Genomic DNA, 21,183 nt, shown 5'->3' with positions numbered 1-21,183 from the left:
ATGAAAAACTGGCACAAGCTCGTATTCGCTAGCCTGCTGCTGTTTCCCACCCTCGCCTCCGCCCAGAATTTCCCGGCCAAGCCGATCAAGCTGATCGTGCCGTTCCCGGCCGGCGGCCCCAACGACATCATCGCCCGCGTCATCGGCCAGCGCATGTCGGAACTCTCCGGCCAGCCGGTGCTGATCGACAATCGCGGCGGACAGGGCGGCGTGCTCGGCACCGACGCGGTCGCAAAGGCTCCGCCCGATGGCTACACCATCGCGATCTCCTCGGCCGGCGCGCTCGCGATCAGCCCGAGCATGGAACGGGTCGCCTACGACACGCTCTCGGACCTGACACCGGTGACGCTGGTTGCCACCGTGCCGGAAATGCTGGTGGTGGCAACCAACGTGCCCGTCAAGGACATCGGCGAGCTGATTGCGCTCGCCAAAGCGCAGCCCGGAAAGCTCAACTTCGCCTCCTCCGGCCCCGGCAGCCTGCCGCATCTGGCCGGCGAATTGTTCAAGCTGACGGCGAAGATCGACATCGTGCACGTGCCCTATCGCGGCGCGGCGCCCGCGGTGAACGACCTGCTGGGCCAGCAGGTGCAGATGACCTTCCTCGACCTTCCGGTGCTGCTGCCGCAGGTCAAGGCGGGCTCCTTGCATGCCATCGCGGTCGGCTCGCCCGAACGCGCACCGACCGTGCCGGATGTGCCGACCACGGCGGAAGCGGGCTTTCCTGATCTGCGTATCGAGAACTGGTACGGCATGGTGGCGCCCAAGGGCACGCCGAAGGAAATCGTCACCGCGCTGCATGGCCTGGCGACCAAAGCCATGGCGGATCCGGCGGTGAAGGAGAAGCTCGCCGCCCAAGGCGCCACGCTGATCGGCGACGAGCCGGAGCATTTTCGCTCATTCATCGCGGACGAGACCAAGAAGTGGGCGAAGGTGATCAAGGACGCCGGCGTCGAGACGGCGAAGTAGGCCTCCGTCATGGCCGGGCTTGTCCCGGCCATGACGAGTTTGTGGCGCCCCCCTCACACCGCCGCCGCGCGCAGATGCTCCACCAGCATCTTGGCCGGCCGCGGCAGCGTCTTGAAGCTGCGCGCGCAGATCACGAGCTTGCGGTTGGCGAAGGCGTCGCGCAGGCGGACCATGGCGAGCGGCATCAGTTTTGCGCAGCGGCGGGCGGCCGCTTCGGGCACGAGGGCGACGCCGACATCGGCGGCGACCATCTGGCAGATCGCATCGAAGTCGCGCAAGCGTGCGCGGAAATGCGGCCGCATGCCGAGCCGCGCAGCGTGCTTGGAGATATGTACCTGGAGCGCGGTGGCGCTGGTCAGCCCGACGAACTCGCAAGCTCCCGCCTCCTTGAAATCGATCTGGCGGCGGCCGGCGAACGGGCCGCGGCGCGACGTCACCAGCGTCAGACGATCCTCGCTGAAGGGAAAGCGCTCGATATGGTCGGGCAGCGCGTGCTCGGCGGCAAATCCGAGATCGGCGGCGCCCGCGGTGATCGCCGCCGCAATGTCGGTGCTCTCGCGCTCCTCGATGTCGATGGCGACGTCGCGATGCTCGCGCAGGAAGCCGGCGAGCGCCTTCGGCAGATGCTCCGACAGGCCCGAGGTGTTGGCGAGGAAATGCACGCTCGCCCGCACGCCGCTGGCAAAGCCCGCGAGATCGCCGCGCATGGCGTCGATCTGGTGGATCACGACCCTCGCATGATCGAGCAGGCTCTCGCCCGCCGCGGTCAACTCGACACCGCGCCGTCCGCGCTTGAGCAGCGCGACACCGAGCGCGTCCTCGAGCCCCTTGATGCGCGCGCTGGCGGAGGCCAGCGCCAGGTGCGACCGCTCGGCGCCGCGGGTGATGCTGCGCTGGTCGGCGACCGCGATGAAGAGCTGGAGGTCGACGAGGTCGAAACGCATGGCAGGCCTCCTCCGGCTTAGCCTTCGCTGTTGACGAAGGCTGTCTCCGTAACCTCCAGATTGTGCCGGGCCGCGGCTTCGGTCAATGTGCGCCGCATGATCGACCCGCTCCTCATTGTCATCGCCGCCGTCTTCCTGATCGCCGGATTCGTCAAGGGCGTGGTCGGGCTCGGCCTGCCGACCGTCTCGATGGGCCTGCTCGCGGTCAGCATGGCCCCGGGCCGGGCGATTGCCATCGTCATCGTGCCGGCCATCGTCACCAACATCTGGCAGACTTTTGGCGGCCCCTATTTGCGCGACATCCTGAGGCGGCTGTGGCCGCTGATGATCGGAACCGTGATCGGATGCTGGCTCAATGCCGGTGCGCTGACCGGTCCCCATGCACGCTACGGCACGATCGTGCTCGGCGCCCTGCTCGTCGTCTACGCGGTGGTCGGGCTGAACAAGTTCCAGTTCAGCGTCGCGCCGAAGAACGAGAAATGGGTCGGCGGGGTGGTCGGCGTCGTCACCGGCGTGATCTCGGCCTCCACCGGCGTGCAGGTGATTCCCTCGATGCCGTTCATGCAGGCGATCGGCATGGAGAAGGACGAGCTGGTGCAGGCGCTCGGCGTGTTCTTCACGACAGCGACACTGGCGCTCGCCTTCAACCTCACCGCCGGCGGATTGCTGACGCCGGCCAATGCCGTACCGGGCGCCGTGGGCCTGGCCTGTGCCTTTGCCGGCATGTTCATCGGCCAGTCGGTGCGGGCGCGGATGCCGGCGGAAGCGTTCCGCCGCTGGTTCCTGATCGCGATGATTTTGCTAGGCCTGTATCTGGCGGGCAGCGCACTGCTGAAGGAATTCGCTTCGTAGGGTGGGTTAGCCGCAGCGTAACCCACCACGTCGCTCCACAGTCGCAGAAGCATGGTGGGTTACGCCTTGCGACTGCGCTTCGCGCAGCCGCGAGGCTAACCCACCCTACGCAGCCCTCACCTACCGCGTCTCCAGCATGGCGACGCGGATGCCGAGATAGATGAAGAGGCCGCCCAGCGCCCGGTTGACCCAGGCGATCGCGCCCTCGGAGGTCCGCAAGCGGTGGGCGGCCTTGGCCGCGAACGCCGCCAGCACCAGGCACCACAGCGTTCCCGTGCAGATGAAGATCAGGCCCAGCGTCAGGAAGGCGAGCGGCTTGTGGGGCGAGTCGGCTGCGACGAATTGTGGCAGGAAGGCCAGGAAGAACAGCGCGACCTTGGGATTGAGCGCGTTGGTGAAGACGCCCTGGAGAAACACGCGCCGCAGCGAGCTCCGCTCGGGCTCGTCGATGGCTGCCGCCAGCGCCGGCCGCGACCACAGCATCTGAAGTCCGGTCACGACGAGATAGGCGGCGCCGACCAGCTTCAGGATCGAGAATGCCGTGGACGAGGCCATCAGCAGGGCCGAAAGGCCAATCGCCGCGCCCGCGACGTGGAAAAAGCAGCCACAACTGATGCCGAGGGCCGCAGCGGCGCCGCCCCGCCACCCCATCTGCATGCTGCGGCCGATGACATAGACCGTATCAGGTCCGGGTGTGATGTTGAGCAGCACGCCCGAGAGGACGAACAGCCAGATCTCGTGAATGCCCAGCATGCCGGTCCCCCGCCGCCCCGACCGGGCGGCCTCAAGGAATTCGGCTTAATCGGTTCGGCCGCCACCGTCCACCGCCGCGATTGCGTAGGATTTACCGCGAATTTGCAATGCGGATCATACTTTCACTCGGCCTCATCTGCTCTATAAAGGCAGGGTTCTTGAAATGCGGGATTCGGGGCGACTGCCACACCGTGGCCGGTCCGCCCTCGCTTGGAGCTCCGAGGATATGGAAAGACGTCTGGCTGCCATCGTCTGCGCCGATGTCGCCGGCTATTCGCGCATGATGGGCAGCGACGAGGCCGGCACCCATGCCGCCTTCAAGGCCCACCGCAACGCGATCCATCCCATCATCCTCAATCATGGCGGCCGCGTCGTGAAGAACACCGGCGACGGTTTCCTGCTGGAGTTCCCGAGCATCGTCGGCGCCGCCGAGGCCGCAATTGCGATGCAGACGCTGATGGCGGAGCGCAATCACCATCTGCCGGCCGATCGCGCCATGCAGTTCCGCCTCGGCATCCATATGGGTGACGTCATCGCCGATGAGGACGAGGTCTTCGGTGACGATGTCAACATTGCCGTCCGGCTCGAATCCGTGGCGAGCCCCGGCGGCTTCGCCATCTCGGCCAAGGCCTACAAGGAGGCGAGCAAGCATCTCACCGTGCCGCTGGTCGATGCCGGCAACCATCGCTTCAAGAACATCAAGGATCCGATCGGCGTCTGGACCTGGACGCACGAGGGCGCACCGGCGCTGGCGCCCGCGCTGAAGGAGACGTCCCCCCTCTCGCCGCAGTCCCGGACCGCGATCGTCGGCGTGCTGCCCTTCGCCAATCTCAGCGACGCCCAGGATGAATATTTCTCCGACGGCCTCACCGAGGACCTGATCCACGCGCTGTCGCTGCAATCCTTCTATCGCGTGCTGAGCCGCAACTCGACCTTCGCGTTCAAGGGCAACAACGGCAGCACCCGCCTGATCGCGCGGGAGATCGATGCGACCTATTTGATCCAGGGCTCGGTGCGGCGCGCCGGAGCCAAGATCCGCGTCACCGCCGAGCTGATCGCGCCGGAGACCGGCGAGCAGCTCTGGACCGGCCGCTACGACCGCGACATCGGCGACCTCTTCGCGATGCAGGACGAGATCACCACGAACCTGTCCGCCGCCATCGCCACCGAGATCGTCCGGGCCGAGGCCTCGGCGCCGGCGCGGCTCTCGACCGACGTGACGGCCTGGGACCGCTTCCTCAAGGGGCTGTCCCACTACTACCGGCAGACCAAGGAAGATTTGACCGCCGCCGTCGAATTGTTCCGGGAGGCCATCAGGCTCGAGCCCAAACTGTCGATCGCGCATGCCTATCTCGCCACGATCCAGATCCAGAGCATCCAGTTCGGCTGGGTCAAGGGCACGCGCCAGATGTGGGCCGAGGCGATGAACCTCGCCGAGACCAGCGTCCGGCTCGACCCGCGCTCCTCCTTCGCGTTCTCGATCCTGTCCTGGGCCCACGCCATGGAGGGGCATGACGAGGCGGCGATGGACGCCGCCAAGCGCGCGGTCGCCCTCAATCCCTACGACATGGGCGCGCGCGGCGTGCTCGGCATCTGCCATTTCGTCATCGGCGAGCACCGCGAGGCGATCGAGCTGTTTTCGATGGCGGCGCAGCGCGACAACAGCGACCCGCGCTACCAATGGGCGGCGCTGAACGCCTTCAGCCATTATCTCCTGGGGCAGTATGACGCGACCCTGTCATGGGCCCGCGAGCAGCTCTACATCAATCCCAACCACATGCAGGCGCTGGCGATCCGCGCCGCGGCGCTGGCGCAATTGGGGCGGGCCGGCGAAGCGAGCGAGGCGACCTGCGTGCTCATGGGCAACTACCCGACCCTGAATGTCGACCGGCACTTGCGTAATTTTCACTGGAAACGGCCCGAGGACATCGCCCATTACCGCGAGGGCCTGCTCAAAGCGGGCGTCCCGCTCGGCAAATTGACCCTGGTCCAGAGCGACGTCAAACGCGCCGCCGAATCTTGAGGGCAAGCCGCGACCGCGCGACGACCTCACGTCCGCTCTTGTTGACAGCACAGTGAATTCGGCCACACTTTGTCACACGCTGAAGTAGTATAGTCGGCGGCGGCCGCGCTGGCGGTTTGTTAGGACTTTCCGCGCTCTATCGGCGCGCCTGCTTTTCACGATTCGCTGTTTTCAGGAATTTGGGCCATGCATCACCCCGCCTCGAAGCCCCCCTTCGATCCCTCGATCCAGGTCTCGCCCGACAATCCCTGCCCGTTCCTGCGCGGCCTGGTCGGCGAAGGCTTCGTCGACGGCGGGACCGTCCCGCTCGTCACGCTGTCGCAGACCATCGCGAATGCGAGTGGCGAAACCGGACCGACGAAGGTCTGGGCCCGCATCCAGGTCCGCGGGGTGGCGCTCATCGCCAACGGCATCCGTCACATCCTGAAGAGCATCTGGTCGGGCGCGCAGCTCGACGCGTTGCGCGGCGGCCCGCTGGACAAGCGCGGCGCCGGCTCGCGCATTCTCGGCGTCGACGGCAAGGTCAACGAAGACGAGATCGCGCGGCTTGCGAGCTTCGGCCGTACCTACACCGATCCGGACGGCGGCAACGCCGAGCAAGGTCTCAACGCGTCGGAAATCAAGACCTTCATGAGTGACAACCTCAAGCGCGCCGGCAGCGCCGCGCGCTGGTACTACCCGCTGCTGATGAAATTCGAATGGCCGGTCCTCCTGAAGATCATGGGCAAGGGCAAAGGTGAAGACCGCTACCTCAGCATCGCCGATGTGCGCACGCTGTTCAACGAACGCCAATTCCCCGATCGCATCAACCACCGGCTCGTGTCACAGCCGCTGCTGTCGGCCTGCCAGCTCAGGTTCCGCTGGGCATTCGCGTTCGCAGCGCTCCTCATCGGCCTCGGTCTTGTCGCGCTCGTCGCGGTCGCCGAATTCCCCAACCAGGTCCGCGCCATGCTGCCGCAGAAGGGAATCCTGGCGCAGCTGCTGCCGCCGCCCTTGCCGAGGGTCCCGGAGACGACGGCCGCCTATTGGCTCGAGCAGAACTGGTCGCTGAAGGACCGGCACTGGTTTCATCACGCCAGCCAGGGCACCGCGACCTTCCCGGTGCCCTACAATTGGTTCCTGGCGCTGGAGCAGCCGCGCCTCCATCTGTTCTCACGGCCCGGCATGATGAAGGACAGCGCCTATCTCGAGCGCTTCGGCTTCATCTCGAGCCCGCAGTCGATCCAGACCGACGTGACGACGCTCCGCCGCTTCGGTTACGCCAATGTCTATGAGACGACGCAGGCGTCGGACTGGTCGACCAGATGGACCCCGGCGGAGAACGTCGACGGCCTGCCGGTCGGCTTCGCGCGGATGACCGGCGTCGCCGATCCCGCGACCGGCCGTCGCGAAGAGGACAAGATCGGGCTGACCTGCGCGGCCTGCCATACCGGCCAGATCCACTACAAGGGCGTGGACGTGCGCTTCGACGGCGGGCCCGCGATGACCGACCTGAAGAAGCTCGAGCTCTCGACCGGCCTGTCGATCGCCTACACGCTGTACGTCCCGTTCCGCTTCCAGCGCTTCGCCGATCGCGTGCTCGGCCCCGAGGCCAGCAAGGCGGACCACGACGCGCTCAAGCAGCAGCTCGGCGCGATCGGCAAGTTTCTGATCGACTGGCAGAACAAGTACAACGAGACGATCGAGCACAAGGAGACCTGGGACAAGAAGGTGCAGAAGGACACCGAGGAAGGGTTCGGCCGCCTCGACGCCCTCAATCGCATCGGCAACCAGGTCTTTTCGCAGGATCTCGCGTTGAGCGGGCTCAGCGGCTTCGAGAAGAACCTGCATGCCCAGGACGCGCCGGTCAGCTATCCCGCGATCTGGACCGTGCCGTGGTTCAAGTTCGCTCAATACGACGCCTCGATCGAGCAGCCGCTGATCCGCAACGCCGGCGAAGCGCTCGGCGTGACCGCACTGCTCAATCTGTCCGACGCCTATCCCGAGGACAGGCTGTGGCGGTCCTCGGTCCATATCAACACACTCGGCTGGATCGAGGACATGCTGAGGGGGCCCGATCCGTTCAAGGCCGCCGAGCCGAAATTCGGCGGCCTGCTGGCGCCGAAATGGCCGTCGCAGATCCTCGACGACGCGTGGAAGCTGAAAACCGATCGCATCGAACGCGGCCGTGCGATCTACGCCGAGATGTGCTCCGGGTGTCACCTGCCGGCCGTCGACACCCCGGCTTTCTGGTCCTCGCGGCATTGGGAGCCAAGCGGCGACAGCAAGGTCTTGAACGCGGTGACGATTCCCACGGAGGAGATCAAGACCGATCCCGAACAGTCGCTCGTGCTCAGCAACAGGGTTGTCGATGTACCCGGCTTCCTGAAGGTGAATACGGCCGACCTCCAGACCTGGTGGCAATGCGACGTCCCGACCGCGAGCTCGCCGACCGAGATGGTGTATGCGCTCGGCCTCATGACGGTCGTCGATCTCGTGGCCCGCAAGTGGATGGACGACGACAAGACCCCGGAAGCGGAGCGGGCGAAATTGTGGAACCTCGCGCGCAAGAACTGTCTCAACCCGGCACCCGGGCCGCGCTATCGCGCGCGGCCGCTGAACGGCATCTGGGCCACCGCTCCCTATCTGCACAACGGTTCGGTGCCTTCGCTGTACTGGCTGCTCAAGCCGCAGAACGAGCGCCCGACGAAATTCTGCATGGGCCACCGCGACTATGATCCCGTGACTGTCGGCTTCGCGGTTGCTGCGGACGAGCGCTGCCAGACCGGCGAAACGCAGTTCTCGATGACGGGATCCGACGGCAAGCCGATCCAGGGCAACAGCGTGCTCGGCCATTCCTTCGAGCGCAAGGACGGCGAACCGAAACGTCCGGGCGTGATCGGCCGCGTGTTCAAGGACGATGCGGAACGCTACGATCTGATCGAGTATCTGAAGACGCTGTGAGCCTCTTCACCTCTCCCCGCTTGCGGGGAGAGGTCGGATTGCATCGAAGATGCAATCCGGGTGAGGGGGACTCTCCGCGAGTCCAGCTCTCACCGCTTTTGCGGATGCAGCCCCTCACCCCAACCCTCTCCCCGTAAGAACGGGGCGAGGGAGCGCACTGTCACGGCCCTCTCACTTGAACAGCGGCGTGCCCGGAACGAAGGCGTCGAAGGCGGCCCAGAACTGGGTGCGGTAGCGGTCCTGCTCCTGGAGGATCTCGTGCTTCGAGCCGGCGATCACGAGATGCGAGCCGGCGCGGAGATGATAGGCGAACTCCTCGATCGCGGCGGTCGAGACCACGGTGTCGTTGGAGGCCGCCAGCATCAGGATCGGCTGGCGGATCTCGGACGGGTAGCTCATGCCCTTGAAGGTGTTCATCGCCCTGAAGGCGGTGTCGGCCCAGGCGACCGTCGGTGACGCCAGCCCGAGCGTCGGATCCTCCTCCAGGATCGCGGCATTGCGCGCATAGCGCACGGGGTCGCTGGTCAGGGGATTGTTGATGAAGGGATCGAGCCCGGTCAGGCGGTCGCCGCCGCCGGGAACGTAGCGCCCGCCCTGCCCCATCAGACGCATCGTCTTGAGCAGCGCCCGCACCGGAAACGAGGTGGCGCGGCCCGGCAGGTCGATCATCGGCGCCGACAGCACCATGCGATCGAACCAACGCTTGCCCGCATGCGCCACCCGAAGCATCACCGCGCCCCCCATGGAATGAGCGAGCGCGAAGAAGGGTGGCGGGCAGTCCGGCAGCACCACCTGCTGCACGAAGGTCTCGACATCGATCTCGAAGTCGGCGAAGTCGCGGACATAGCCCTTGCGCGGATCGCGCAGACGGCGCGAGGAATGGCCCTGCCCGCGCCAGTCGATCATCGCCACCGCAAAGCCGCGGTCGCGCAGGTCGCGCACCGTCTCGAAATATTTCTCGATCTGCTCGCTGCGCCCGGTGAAGACGCAGACGGTGCCCTTGCGGTTCGCCGGCGGCGCCCAGCGCGCAAAGCGCAGCTCGGCGCCGTCGGGCGTCCTGATGGTGCCACTGACGACGTTCTCGGGCACGGGATTGGAGGGTATCGAGACCAGCGTCATGATTGGAAGTGGTTGGGCGGGACGTGCTGAAGATCGAGGGGCGGCAGCGCCGAAAAGGCGCTGTTTGCCGCCCTCTTGAACGCAGTTTCCCAAAACCCATATCACCTTGGTGCAGGCCGCTACCAGTGTTTCGGAACCGGAACATCAGGCTGCACACAGACGAAAGCCCGGCCCGATAGGCGGGCGGGTTGCCCAACAGTCGCTCAATGGAGGACTTGACCATGCGTACCTACGATCTGACTCCCTTCTATCGTTCCACCGTCGGCTTTGACCGCCTCTTCAACCTGCTCGACCAGGCGGGTTCGGACGGCAGCCCCGGTTATCCCCCCTACAATATCGAGCGCACCGGCGAGAACGCCTACCGCATCACCGTCGCGGTCTCCGGCTTCGCCAAGGATGAGCTCTCCATCGTCGCGAAGGAAAACACGCTGACGATCAAGGGCGAGAAAGTCGCAGGCGAGAACAGCAAGTCCGAGGTGCTCTACCGCGGCATCGCCGCGCGTGCCTTCGAGCGCGCCTTCCAGCTCGCCGACTTCGTGCAGGTGAAGGACGCCTCGCTCGAGAACGGCCTGCTTCACGTCGACCTCGTGCGCGAGATTCCCGAGGCCAAGAAGCCGCGCCAGATCGCGATCAACACCGGTGCGCAAGGCGCGCAGGTGATCGAGAACTCGGCCGCGAAGGCTGCCGCCTAAAGCACGCATCGCTTCCAGGTTGCGAAAACGCCCCGGTGCCCCGGGGCGTTTTTTTATGCCCCGCTCCCCCTCCAGCGTCGTCCTGGCGAAAGCCAGGACCCATTACCCCAAAAGGAAGTTTGGCGAAGACTCGTCGTTCGGTACTCCTACCGCACGCGATCGACAGACCTCGCGGTATGGGTCCTGGCTTTCGCCAGGACGACACCGTTTGCTTGGTTGCTCTATTGCCGCATCACAGAGCGGTGAACACGCGTAACGGCGCCGCCCTGCGCTCCGTCCTTTGGACATCGAACCCAAAAAGACGGAGACCGATCTTGACACTTTGGCGCAGCCTTTTCGTCGCCGCGAGCCTGCTGGCGGCCCCCATCAGCCTTGCTCACGCGCAGACCCCGCAGACCGTGAAGGCGAAGAACGTCGTGCTGGTGCACGGCGCCTGGGCCGACGGTTCGAGCTGGTCGGAGGTGATCCCGATCCTTCAGGCGGCCGGATTGCACGTCACCGCCGTGCAAAATCCGCTGTCGTCGCTTGCGGACTCCGTCGAGGCGACCAAGCGCGCGCTGGCCGAGCAGGACGGTCCGACCGTGCTGGTCGCGCATTCCTGGGGCGGCACCGTGATCAGCCAGGTCGGCACCGACCCGAAGGTCACCGGGCTCGTCTACGTCGCCGCACGCGCGCCCGATGCGAACGAGGATTTCGTCGCGCTGTCGAAGCAATTCCCGACCGGTCCGGTCCGCGCCGGCATCGTCGAGCGCGACGGCTACACCAAGCTCTCCGAAGACGCGTTCCTGAAGTATTTCGCCAATGGCGTGAAGCCGGAGCAGGCCAAGGAGCTCTACGCCGTGCAATGGCCGACGGCGGCCTCGATCTTCGCCGGCCGCACCACCGAAGCCGCCTGGCACACCAGGCCGAGCTGGTACGCGGTGTCGAAGAGCGACTACACCATCAATCCCGATCTCGAACGCTTCCTCGCCAAGCGCATGAACGCAACCACGATCGAGCTCGATGCCGGCCACCTCTCGCTGGTGTCGCATCCCAGGGAGGTGGCGAATTTGATTCTGGAAGCGGCGGGGTATGGGCGGAGTTGAGCGGCGGTTGCCGTAACGCGAAAGGCGCCCGACCTTTCGGGCGCCTTTTTGTTTTGCTCGGCCTTCTCCCCAACGTCGTCCTGGCGAAAGCCAGGACCCATTACCCGAGGGAGCAGTTTGGCGAAGGCTCATCGTCCGGTACTGGCATCTCCTACGATCGATAGACCTCGCGGTATGGGTCCTGGCCTTCGCCAGGACGACACCGTGTGTGCGGCGTGCAGCGTGCGATCAAACGAACACCGCGCGTGAGCGCTAATCCAGCCCCTGCGCTGCCGGCATGTCCTGCGTCGGCAAAATCGTCGGTGCGGGCTTCACTAGTCCAACCGTCGGCGCGGCAGCTTGCGCAGCCTCGGCGGGCTTGGGCTGCACGGCGGCGGTCTGCTGCGCGGGCTGAGCCTGCGGGGCCTGAGCCTGCGGGGCCTGAGCCTGCTGCGGCGCCGGCTCGGGCGAGGTCGGCCTGGCGGCGGCTACCGGTGTCTCGCCGCGCGGCGGCGCGGCCTTGGGCAGCGGCACGGCGCGGCTTGCGACATGCGGGATCGAGGCTGGCGGCCGCGGCGGGCCGCTGCGGATCGCGGTCGGCGGCGGCAGCGCGCCTTGCGGCCCGTACGGCGCGACCGCGCGCTCCTGATAGGCGGGAGCCATGCCGTAGGCATCGGCGGCCGGCATGAAACGCAAAATCCGTCCGTCGCGGGCGTCGATCACCAGCCGGCCGTCGTCGCCGCGGCGGTCGATCACCGCGATGGTGTAGACGGCGCCGCGCAGGCGCGGGATGCCGAGCGGCAAGAAGCCGTTCTCACGCAAGACCGCGTAGACCTCGGTAGCCGGCAGCAGCGCCGGCGCGAGCCCGCGATCATCGCCATAGCCATAGCCGTAGCGCGGCGGCGGTGGCGGGCCGGCGTCGGGCGGCGCGTATGGCCCGTCGAAATCCGACACGGCGATGCTGGCCCCTCCCGCAATACCGTTCGCCGGAACTTGCGCCTCAGCAGCCGTCGCAGCCAGCGCAAGCGCGGCGGCAGCCACACATCCTGTGAAAAACTTCATGGTCGAAACGCTCCTGTCAGGCCCCGGGACGGCTTGCGCTCTTTCGCTTCTTGTAGCGTGGCGCGCTTTTCGAAGGACCGATCCGAAGCTTCCCTCCGGATTCCGGCGTCCCCGGGGCCGGATCGCGGCGCGTTTGCTTCAAATCCGGGGCGCGCGCCCAACCGAAAGCGCTGATTGACACGTTGGGAATCGGGACTTTCGCGTGCTTGTGTGGTAGACAAAAATTTGGCAAGGTGCGGGTTAGGACAGGAAGACTGTCTCAATTTTGCCTGCGATCCCGGCATGGGGATTGCAACGAAAGTACGGTGCTCTCGAGCGCCAAGAAGGTACCAGGCAAAGCCGTTCTCGGGGACGAGGAACGCCTTGGCCTGAATCTAAGAAAATGCGGCTCGCAGCGGACGAGCGGTGGCCCAGAAGCGGGTGCCGCGGGACGCCCAAGGTGCGCCGAAGATGGCGGTGAGGCAGCTTGCCGCATGGAGAGGACGAGGACATGAACGGGTCGCAATTCGAGCGCGCAAACATCGTGGCAGAAGAACTGTCGGCGACGGTCGCCTCGAAAACGACTGATCCGATCCAGGAACACAATTCGCGCCCGCCGGCCGAAGGTCTCTACGATCCGAGCCTGGAAAAGGATTCCTGCGGCGTCGGCTTCATCGCCAACATCAAGGGCAAGAAGTCCCACGAGATCGTCTCGGACGCGCTCAGCATCCTCTGCAACCTCGAGCATCGCGGCGCCGTCGGCGCCGACCCACGCGCCGGCGACGGCGCCGGCATCCTGGTGCAGATCCCGCACGCCTTCTTCGCCCGCAAGGCCAAGGAGAACGGCTTCGCGCTGCCGCAGCCCGGCGAATACGCCATCGGCGCGCTGTTCATGCCGCGCGACACCGCCTGGCGCAACGTCATCAAGAGCATCATCTCCGACCAGATCAAGGAAGAAGGCCTCACCCTGCTCGGCTGGCGCGACGTGCCGACCGACAATTCCTCGCTCGGCGTCACCGTGAAGCCGACCGAGCCCGCCTGCATGCAGGTGTTCATCGGCCGCAACGGCACCGCCAAGACCGAGGACGATTTCGAGCGACGGCTCTACATCCTGCGCAAGTCGATCTCGCAGGCGATCTACCAGCGCCGCGACCGCGGGCTCGCGGGCTATTACCCCTGCTCGATGTCCTGCCGCACCGTGATCTACAAGGGCATGTTCCTCGCCGACCAGCTCGGCAAGTACTATCCCGACCTGCATGAGCCGGACTTCGAGAGCGCGCTGGCGCTGGTGCATCAGCGCTTCTCGACCAACACCTTCCCGGCGTGGTCGCTGGCGCATCCCTACCGCATGATCGCGCATAACGGCGAGATCAACACGCTGCGCGGCAACGTCAACTGGATGGCGGCACGCCAGGCCTCCGTCAGTTCGCACCTTTACGGCAAGGACATCAACCGGCTCTGGCCGATCTCGTATGAAGGCCAGTCGGACACCGCCTGTTTCGACAACGCGCTCGAATTCCTGGTGCAGGGCGGCTACTCGCTGCCGCACGCGGTGATGATGATGATTCCGGAAGCGTGGGCCGGAAATCCGCTGATGGATGAGACGCGCCGCGCCTTCTACGAATATCACGCCGCGCTGATGGAGCCGTGGGACGGCCCCGCCGCGATCGCCTTCACCGACGGCCGCCAGATCGGCGCCACGCTGGACCGCAACGGCCTGCGGCCGGCGCGCTATCTCGTGACCAAGGACGACCGCATCGTGATGGCGTCCGAGATGGGCGTGCTCACGATCCCCGAGGACCAGATCATCACCAAGTGGCGGCTTCAGCCCGGCAAGATGCTGCTGGTCGACCTCGAACAGGGCCGCCTGATCCCCGACGACGAGATCAAGGCCGATCTCGCCCGGAGCCATCCCTACAAGGAGTGGCTCGAGCGGACCCAGATCGTGCTGGAAGAGCTGCCCAAGGTGCCGACCACCGGCGTGCGCTCCAACCTGTCTCTGTTGGATCGCCAGCAGGCGTTCGGCTACAGCCAGGAAGACATCACCATCCTGATGACGCCGATGGCCTCCATCGGCGAGGAAGCCGCCGGCTCGATGGGCAACGACACCCCGATCTCGGCGCTGTCGGACAAGGCCAAGCCGCTCTTCACCTATTTCAAGCAGAACTTCGCGCAGGTCACCAACCCGCCGATCGACCCGATCCGCGAGGAGCTGGTGATGAGCCTGGTCTCGATCATCGGACCGCGGCCCAACCTGTTCGACCTCCAGGGGCTTGCCACCACCAAGCGCCTCGAAGCCCGCCAGCCGATCCTGACCGACGCGGACCTGGAAAAAATCCGCTCGATCTCGGACGTGGCCGAATCCCACTTCAAGTCGCGCACGCTCGACACCACGTTCCACGCCGGCCTCGGTGCCGCCGGCATGGACCAGGTGCTCGACGAGCTCTGCGCGCGCGCCGAAAGCGCGGTGCGCGAAGGCGTCAACATCATCATCCTGTCCGACCGCATGGTTGGAAGCGACCGCGTGCCGATCCCGTCGCTGCTCGCCTGCGCCGCCGTGCATCATCATCTGATCCGCACCGGCCTGCGCACCTCGGTCGGCCTCGTCGTCGAATCCGGCGAGCCGCGCGAAGTGCATCACTTCGCCTGCCTGGCCGGCTACGGCGCCGAGGCGATCAACCCCTATCTCGCGTTCGAGACCATCATCGCGATGAAGGACCGCCTGCCCGGCTCGCTCGACGATTACGAGATCGTCAAGCGCTACATCAAGTCGATCGGCAAGGGCCTTCTGAAGGTGATGTCCAAGATGGGCATCTCGACCTACCAGTCCTATTGCGGCGCGCAGATCTTCGACGCCGTCGGCCTCAAGGCCGACTTCGTCGGAAAGTTCTTCGCCGGCACGCACACCCGCGTCGAGGGCGTGGGTCTCGCCGAGATCGCCGAAGAGGCCGTGCGCCGTCATGCCGACGCGTTCGGTGAGGCGCTGGTCTACAAGACCGCGCTCGACGTCGGCGGCGAATATGCCTACCGCAGCCGCGGCGAGGACCATGCCTGGACCGCGGAGTCGGTCGGGCTGCTCCAGCATGCCGCGCGCGGCAATTCGCTGGAACGCTACCGCGCCTTCGCAAAGATTCTCAACGAGCAGTCCGAGCGGCTGCTGACGCTGCGCGGCCTGTTCCGGGTCAAGACGGCCGAGGAAGAGAAGCGCAAGCCTATCCCGCTCGACCAGGTCGAGCCGGCCAAGGACATCGTCAAGCGTTTCGCCACAGGCGCGATGAGCTTCGGCTCGATCTCGCGCGAGGCGCACACCACGCTCGCGATCGCCATGAACAGGATCGGCGGCAAGTCCAACACCGGCGAAGGCGGCGAGGAAGCCGACCGCTTCAAGCCGATGCCGAACGGCGACAGCATGCGCTCGGCGATCAAGCAGGTCGCCTCGGGCCGCTTCGGCGTCACCACGGAGTATCTCGTCAACTCCGACATGATGCAGATCAAGATGGCGCAGGGCGCCAAGCCCGGCGAAGGCGGCCAGTTGCCCGGCCACAAGGTCGACGCGACCATCGCCAAGGTCCGGCACTCGACGCCGGGCGTCGGCCTGATCTCGCCGCCGCCGCACCACGACATCTACTCGATCGAGGACCTGGCGCAGCTCATCTACGACCTCAAGAACGTCAACCCGACGGGCGACGTCTCGGTCAAGCTCGTCTCCGAGATCGGCGTCGGCACGGTTGCCGCGGGCGTCGCCAAGGCGCGCGCCGACCACGTCACCATCGCGGGCTTCGAGGGCGGCACCGGTGCATCGCCGCTGACCTCGATCAAGCATGCCGGCAGCCCTTGGGAAATCGGCCTCGCAGAAACCCACCAGACCCTGGTGCGCGAGCGGCTGCGCAGCCGCATCGTGGTCCAGGTCGACGGCGGCTTCCGCACCGGGCGTGACGTCGTGATCGGCGCGCTGCTCGGGGCCGACGAGTTCGGCTTCGCCACCGCGCCGCTGATCGCGGCCGGCTGCATCATGATGCGCAAGTGCCATCTCAACACCTGCCCGGTCGGCGTCGCGACCCAGGACCCGGTCCTGCGCAAGCGCTTCACCGGCCAGCCCGAGCACGTCATCAACTACTTCTTCTTCGTCGCCGAGGAAGTCCGCGAGATCATGGCATCGCTCGGCTTCCGCACCTTCAACGAGATGATCGGCCAGGTGCAGTTCCTCGACCAGACCAGGCTGGTCGCGCACTGGAAGGCCAAGGGGCTCGACTTCTCGAAGCTGTTCGTCAAGCAGAAGGAAGAGAAAGGCCAGAAGATCTACCACTCCGAGCGCCAGAACCATCATCTGGAAGCCGTGCTCGACCGCACGCTGATCGAGAAGGCCACGCCCGCGCTCGACCGCGGCGCGCCGGTCAAGATCGAGGCCGCGATCAACAGCACCAACCGTTCCGCCGGCGCGATGCTGTCGGGCGCGCTGGCCAAGATCTACGGCCATGCCGGCCTGCCGCATGACACCATCCATGTCAGCCTCAAGGGCACCGCGGGCCAGGCCTTCGGCGCGTGGCTGGCGCAAGGCGTCACCTTCGAGCTCGAAGGTGAAGCCAACGACTATGTCGGCAAGGGCCTCTCCGGCGGCAAGATCATCGTCAAGCCGCCGAAGAACAGCGCCATCGTGCCGGAAGAGAGCATCATCGTCGGCAACACCGTGATGTACGGCGCGATCCAGGGCGAGTGCTACTTCCGCGGCGTCGCCGGCGAACGCTTTGCCGTGCGCAACTCCGGCGCGGTCGCGGTGGTCGAGGGCGCGGGCGATCATTGCTGCGAATACATGACCGGCGGCATCGTGGTCGTGCTCGGCAAGACCGGGCGCAACTTCGCGGCCGGCATGTCGGGCGGCATCGCCTATGTGCTCGACGAGACCGGCGACTTCGACAAGCTCTGCAACATGGCGATGGTCGAGCTCGAACCGGTGCTGTCGGAGGAGCTGATCAACGCCGGCACCTATAATCACGCCGGTGACCTCGAGGCGCACGGCCGGGTCGACGTGTTCAAGAACCTGCTCGACTCCGACGTCGAGCGGCTGCACGTCCTGATCTCGCGCCACGCCAAGGCGACCGGCTCCAGGCGCGCCGCCGACATCCTTGCCAACTGGAAGGATTGGCTGCCCAAATTCCGCAAGGTGATGCCGGTCGAGTACCGGCGCGCGCTGCGCGAAATGGCCGCCAACGCGGACGCCGAGCCGAAGATCGCGATCGGGGCGTAATTCTTACAACGCGTCATTCCGGGGCGCGCAAAGCGCGAACCCGGAATCTCGCAAGGCAATCTCCAGGTTCCGGGTCTGCGCGCAGCGCGCGCATCCCGGAACGACGGCAAACAAACCTAAGCGGCAGGGACTTCGGGTTTAATGGGCAAGATCACGGGTTTTCTCGAAATCGAACGGCACGACCGCAAGTACTCCCCGGTCGCCGAGCGCGTGAAGCATTTCAACGAGTTCGTCGTTCCCTTGACCGAGAAGGAAACGCGCGACCAGGCCGCACGCTGCATGAACTGTGGCATTCCCTATTGCCACGGCACCGGCTCGGTCGCGCCCGGCACGCCCGGCTGCCCGGTCAACAACCAGATCCCCGACTTCAACGACCTCGTCTATCAGGGCAATTGGGAAGAGGCCTCGCGCAACCTGCACTCGACCAACAATTTTCCGGAGTTCACCGGGCGCATCTGCCCGGCGCCGTGCGAGGCGTCCTGCACGCTCAACATCGACGACAACCCGGTCACCATCAAGACCATCGAATGCGCGATCGTCGACCGCGCCTGGGACAATGGCTGGCTGAAGCCTGAAGTCGCCGCGGTCAAGACCGGCAAGAAGGTCGCGGTGATCGGCTCGGGTCCGGCCGGCATGGCCTGCGCGCAGCAGCTCGCGCGCGCCGGCCACGACGTGCATCTGTTCGAGAAGTTCGCCAAGGCCGGCGGCCTGCTGCGCTACGGCATTCCCGACTTCAAGATGGAGAAGGGCATCATCGACCGCCGTGTGGCGCAGATGGAAGGCGAAGGCGTCACCTTCCACTACAACAGCCATGTCGGCGCCGAGGGCAATGTCGATCCGCGCGAGCTGCTCAACGAATACGACGCGGTGGCGCTGACCGGCGGCGCGGAAGCCCCGCGCGACCTGCCGATCCCCGGCCGCGACCTCGACGGCATCCACTACGCGATGGACTTCCTGCCGCAGCAGAACCGCCGCGTCTCCGAGGAGCCGCTGGGCGGCGTCACCGAGATTCTGGCCGGCGGCAAGCATGTCGTCGTCATCGGCGGCGGCGACACCGGAAGCGACTGCATCGGCACCTCGCTGCGCCAGGGCGCCCTGTCCGTGACCCAGCTCGAGATCATGCCCGCCCCGCCCGAGCGCGAGAACAAGGGCCTGACCTGGCCGAACTGGCCGCTGAAGATGCGGACGTCCTCCAGCCAGGCCGAAGGCGCGATCCGCGAATATGCCGTGCTGACCCAGAAGTTCTCCGGCGAGAACGGCAAGGTCAAGAAGCTGCACTGCGTCCGCGTCGACGACAAGTTCAAGCCGATTGCCGGCACCGAGTTCGAGCTCGATGCCGAGCTGGTCCTGCTCGCCATGGGTTTCGTGCATCCCGTGCACGAGGGCCTGTTGAAGCTGCTCTCGGTCGAGCTCGACCCGCGCGGCAATGTCAAGGCCAACGTGCTGGACTACCAGACCTCGCGTCCCAACGTGTTCTCGGCCGGCGACATGCGCCGCGGCCAGTCGCTGGTGGTGTGGGCGATCCGCGAAGGCCGGCTGTGCGCGCGGTCGATCGATACGTTCCTGATGGGGAAGACGGACCTGCCGCGGTAGGTTTTCGCTTCACCGTCGGATTTATAAGAGCTGTCATCGCCCGCGAAAGCGGGCGATCCAGTATTCCAGAGACGTCAGTCGTAGACGGATAGGCTGCGGCGTACTGGATGCCCCGCCTTCGCGGGGCATGACAGCGGAATTAATTCTGCAGCCTCACCCCCAGCATCACCACCGTCCCCTGCGAGCTCGATCCCGGCTGGTTCGAGTTCAGGATGTCGTGGCGGAGCGTGCCCTTGATCCAGATGTTGCGGTTGAGCTTGTAGATCAGATTGCCTTCGAGCGAGTAGGTTTTGTCGTTGCGGTTCTGGTTCTGGTAGTCGTAGGTGCCGAAGGTGAACTTGCCGACGGCGGTCAGCCAGCGGCGGAAGTCGTGGTCGACCTCGGCGGCGTAGGTGTGCACCAGCACGCCGGAGGAGCCGGGGACCGTGGACTCCGCGATCTGCGTGTCGGTGGCGAATTTCACAGTGGTCAGGCCGCTCGCATTCCAGATCAGCGAGCCCGCGGTCAGGAAGCCCGCGAGCTGGCTCAGCCGCGGGTCGACATAGTTGCGCGCGGTATAGCCGACCGATATCTCGCCGGTGAGGATGCGCGAGAACTCGAAGGTCGAGCCGACCTTGGCATAGCCGCCGTTTGAGTCGCGGAAGTAGCCGTTGCGGTCGGCGGGCTGGTCGTGCACGCGGCTGTCGCCTTCGATCTCGACGAACGGCTTCAGCCCCGGCTTGAGGTCGTAGGAGAAACGGCCGATGCCGCCATATTGGTTGAAGTCGCGGTCATCGTTGCTGGACACTGTGCCGTCGGTGAGCTTGGAGTTCGTGTACGCCGTGCGGTCGACGGTGGCACCGGCCGCGACCTGGAAGCGGTTGAAGGTCTGGTCGAAGCCGAAGGTGCCGCCATAGCTGGCGTAGATCGGATATTTCAGCAGGCCGGCCTGCACGTTCGGGCTGCCGGGATTGTCGGTGGCGAGCCGCAGGCGCAATTGCGAGGTCAGCTTGAAATCGCGGGTGACGTCGACGCGGCCGTCGACATGGCCGGTGAAATCGGGGCGGTCGATCTCGACCGGCGACGGCGAGGCAAGGCCGTCGATCGTCGCCGGCATGTTGTTGGTGTAGCCCGAGAACGAGCCGCGTAAGTCAGCGACCAGCGCGTGGCGCTCCCAGTCGGACATCACGAGGAGATCGGGCGCGACCACGTAGGCCGGCGAGCCGACCGGCTTCTGGAGGCGCGCCGGATTGGTGTCGTAGCCGGCGGAGAGCTCGAGCCCGCCCTTGATCAGGAAGCTGCCGGCATAGTCGCCGACCGCGCCGAACGCATCGTCGTCGAGCTTGAGGCGGCGGCGCAGCGGCTGGCCCGGCACGGTGCCGGCCATCGCGCGCGGGATCGGCGCCTTGTTCGCAGTCTCGGAGGGCGGCGGCGCGATGCGCGGCGGCCCGAGCGTCCTGTCCGGTGTCGCGGGCGGCACCGGAGAGCCGGGACCGGCGGCACGCTTCGGCTTCGGTTGGCCCGGATAAAGCTTTGGCTGCTGCCGCTTGCGGTTGAGCGAGTCGTAGCCGGAGCTGCTCGCGCCATTGGCGGCCGGCAGGCCATAGGTCGGGACCTGACCGATGCGCGAGGTCGCCGGAGCCTGTTGGCTCCTGCGCGGATCGGCGTTGGGATCGGGCGGCGCCGGGATCGCATCCGACGGCGCCTGCGGCACGCCGGCCGTGCGGCGCGTCGGCAGCGTGTCGGGCGAGGCGAAACCGCCGCGGCTCGGATTGAACAGGTCGGGCGTGAGGCTCTGGGCCGTCGCCGGTGCGCTTTCCAGCGCGGTCAGCAGCAGGCATGGCAAAGCGGCGCGAAAGGCGTACGCGCGACGGCTCCGGCCCCTACCTGGAGGCGACCCCACGATGGAATAACTCCAACGAAATCAGACACTTCTTTGACGACCCTCCGCGAACAGCGGGAACCATCG

Annotated in this window: 13 protein-coding genes; 8 read left to right on the top strand and 5 right to left on the bottom strand. The window is 66.1% G+C overall.

Features of this window, described 5'->3' with window-relative positions:
* Entirely contained in the window at positions 1 to 966 is a 966-nt protein-coding gene (locus ACXJMY_RS00820; protein WP_456617413.1) for a Bug family tripartite tricarboxylate transporter substrate binding protein, read from the top strand.
* Between the two features lie 53 nt (positions 967 to 1,019).
* On the opposite strand, the gene ACXJMY_RS00815 is transcribed toward ACXJMY_RS00820, so the two are convergent.
* Positions 1,020 to 1,910, bottom strand: a complete 891-nt coding sequence (locus ACXJMY_RS00815) for a LysR substrate-binding domain-containing protein (RefSeq protein WP_456617412.1) — start codon at positions 1,908 to 1,910, stop codon at positions 1,020 to 1,022.
* Positions 1,911 to 2,006: 96 nt separating this feature from the next.
* Between ACXJMY_RS00815 and ACXJMY_RS00810 the strand changes: the two genes are divergently transcribed.
* Positions 2,007 to 2,762 (top strand): sulfite exporter TauE/SafE family protein, encoded by a 756-nt coding sequence (locus ACXJMY_RS00810; RefSeq protein WP_456617411.1) that lies wholly within the window; start codon positions 2,007 to 2,009, stop codon positions 2,760 to 2,762.
* Positions 2,763 to 2,882: 120 nt separating this feature from the next.
* On the opposite strand, the gene ACXJMY_RS00805 is transcribed toward ACXJMY_RS00810, so the two are convergent.
* Positions 2,883 to 3,515 carry a LysE family translocator gene (locus ACXJMY_RS00805; protein ID WP_456617410.1) on the bottom strand — a complete coding sequence of 211 codons (633 nt, stop codon included), beginning with the start codon at positions 3,513 to 3,515 and terminating at the stop codon, positions 2,883 to 2,885.
* Positions 3,516 to 3,741: 226 nt separating this feature from the next.
* On the opposite strand from ACXJMY_RS00805, the gene ACXJMY_RS00800 reads away from it, so the two are divergent.
* Both ACXJMY_RS00800 and ACXJMY_RS00795 read left to right on the top strand, forming a co-directional pair.
* Positions 3,742 to 5,538: an adenylate/guanylate cyclase domain-containing protein gene (locus ACXJMY_RS00800; protein ID WP_456617409.1), complete on the top strand. Its 1,797-nt coding sequence runs from the start codon at positions 3,742 to 3,744 to the stop codon at positions 5,536 to 5,538.
* A gap of 186 nt (positions 5,539 to 5,724) precedes the next feature.
* Positions 5,725 to 8,481: a di-heme-cytochrome C peroxidase gene (locus ACXJMY_RS00795; protein WP_456617408.1), complete on the top strand. Its 2,757-nt coding sequence runs from the start codon at positions 5,725 to 5,727 to the stop codon at positions 8,479 to 8,481.
* A 171-nt stretch (positions 8,482 to 8,652) separates the two neighbouring features.
* Here the strand turns inward: ACXJMY_RS00795 and ACXJMY_RS00790 are convergent, their stop codons facing one another.
* The gene (locus ACXJMY_RS00790) at positions 8,653 to 9,600 is read right to left on the bottom strand and encodes an alpha/beta fold hydrolase (protein WP_456617407.1); all 948 of its coding nucleotides are present in this window, start codon (positions 9,598 to 9,600) and stop codon (positions 8,653 to 8,655) included.
* Between the two features lie 221 nt (positions 9,601 to 9,821).
* On the opposite strand from ACXJMY_RS00790, the gene ACXJMY_RS00785 reads away from it, so the two are divergent.
* Entirely contained in the window at positions 9,822 to 10,292 is a 471-nt protein-coding gene (locus ACXJMY_RS00785; RefSeq protein WP_456617406.1) for an Hsp20 family protein, read from the top strand.
* Positions 10,293 to 10,606: 314 nt separating this feature from the next.
* Positions 10,607 to 11,377, top strand: coding sequence for an alpha/beta fold hydrolase (locus ACXJMY_RS00780; RefSeq protein ID WP_456617405.1), 771 nt, complete (start codon positions 10,607 to 10,609; stop codon positions 11,375 to 11,377).
* 252 nt (positions 11,378 to 11,629) lie between these two features.
* On the opposite strand, the gene ACXJMY_RS00775 is transcribed toward ACXJMY_RS00780, so the two are convergent.
* The gene (locus tag ACXJMY_RS00775) at positions 11,630 to 12,418 is read right to left on the bottom strand and encodes a hypothetical protein (RefSeq protein WP_456617404.1); all 789 of its coding nucleotides are present in this window, start codon (positions 12,416 to 12,418) and stop codon (positions 11,630 to 11,632) included.
* Positions 12,419 to 12,908: 490 nt separating this feature from the next.
* Here ACXJMY_RS00775 and gltB point away from each other — a divergent pair, with 490 nt between their 5' ends.
* Both gltB and ACXJMY_RS00765 read left to right on the top strand, forming a co-directional pair.
* The gene (gltB, locus tag ACXJMY_RS00770; RefSeq protein WP_456617403.1) at positions 12,909 to 17,642 is read left to right on the top strand and encodes a glutamate synthase large subunit; all 4,734 of its coding nucleotides are present in this window, start codon (positions 12,909 to 12,911) and stop codon (positions 17,640 to 17,642) included.
* A 141-nt stretch (positions 17,643 to 17,783) separates the two neighbouring features.
* Positions 17,784 to 19,235: a glutamate synthase subunit beta gene (locus ACXJMY_RS00765; protein ID WP_456617402.1), complete on the top strand. Its 1,452-nt coding sequence runs from the start codon at positions 17,784 to 17,786 to the stop codon at positions 19,233 to 19,235.
* Positions 19,236 to 19,374: 139 nt separating this feature from the next.
* Here ACXJMY_RS00765 and ACXJMY_RS00760 read toward each other — a convergent pair whose 3' ends face one another.
* Entirely contained in the window at positions 19,375 to 21,117 is a 1,743-nt protein-coding gene (locus tag ACXJMY_RS00760) for an outer membrane beta-barrel protein (RefSeq protein WP_456617401.1), read from the bottom strand.
* Positions 21,118 to 21,183: the final 66 nt, after the last annotated feature.

The organism is Bradyrhizobium sp. P5_C12 (genome assembly GCF_054049735.1).
This window is presented reverse-complemented; position numbering and strand designations above follow the sequence as displayed.

Coding starts and splice junctions, on each gene's coding strand:
- ACXJMY_RS00790 (WP_456617407.1), bottom strand. CDS start 9,600: ATGACGCTGGTCTCGATACCCTCCAATCCCGTGCCCGAGAACGTCGTC.
- ACXJMY_RS00820 (WP_456617413.1), top strand. CDS start 1: ATGAAAAACTGGCACAAGCTCGTATTCGCTAGCCTGCTGCTGTTTCCC.
- ACXJMY_RS00815 (WP_456617412.1), bottom strand. CDS start 1,910: ATGCGTTTCGACCTCGTCGACCTCCAGCTCTTCATCGCGGTCGCCGAC.
- ACXJMY_RS00775 (WP_456617404.1), bottom strand. CDS start 12,418: ATGAAGTTTTTCACAGGATGTGTGGCTGCCGCCGCGCTTGCGCTGGCT.
- ACXJMY_RS00810 (WP_456617411.1), top strand. CDS start 2,007: ATGATCGACCCGCTCCTCATTGTCATCGCCGCCGTCTTCCTGATCGCC.
- ACXJMY_RS00765 (WP_456617402.1), top strand. CDS start 17,784: ATGGGCAAGATCACGGGTTTTCTCGAAATCGAACGGCACGACCGCAAG.
- ACXJMY_RS00795 (WP_456617408.1), top strand. CDS start 5,725: ATGCATCACCCCGCCTCGAAGCCCCCCTTCGATCCCTCGATCCAGGTC.
- ACXJMY_RS00805 (WP_456617410.1), bottom strand. CDS start 3,515: ATGCTGGGCATTCACGAGATCTGGCTGTTCGTCCTCTCGGGCGTGCTG.
- ACXJMY_RS00785 (WP_456617406.1), top strand. CDS start 9,822: ATGCGTACCTACGATCTGACTCCCTTCTATCGTTCCACCGTCGGCTTT.
- ACXJMY_RS00800 (WP_456617409.1), top strand. CDS start 3,742: ATGGAAAGACGTCTGGCTGCCATCGTCTGCGCCGATGTCGCCGGCTAT.
- gltB (WP_456617403.1), top strand. CDS start 12,909: ATGAACGGGTCGCAATTCGAGCGCGCAAACATCGTGGCAGAAGAACTG.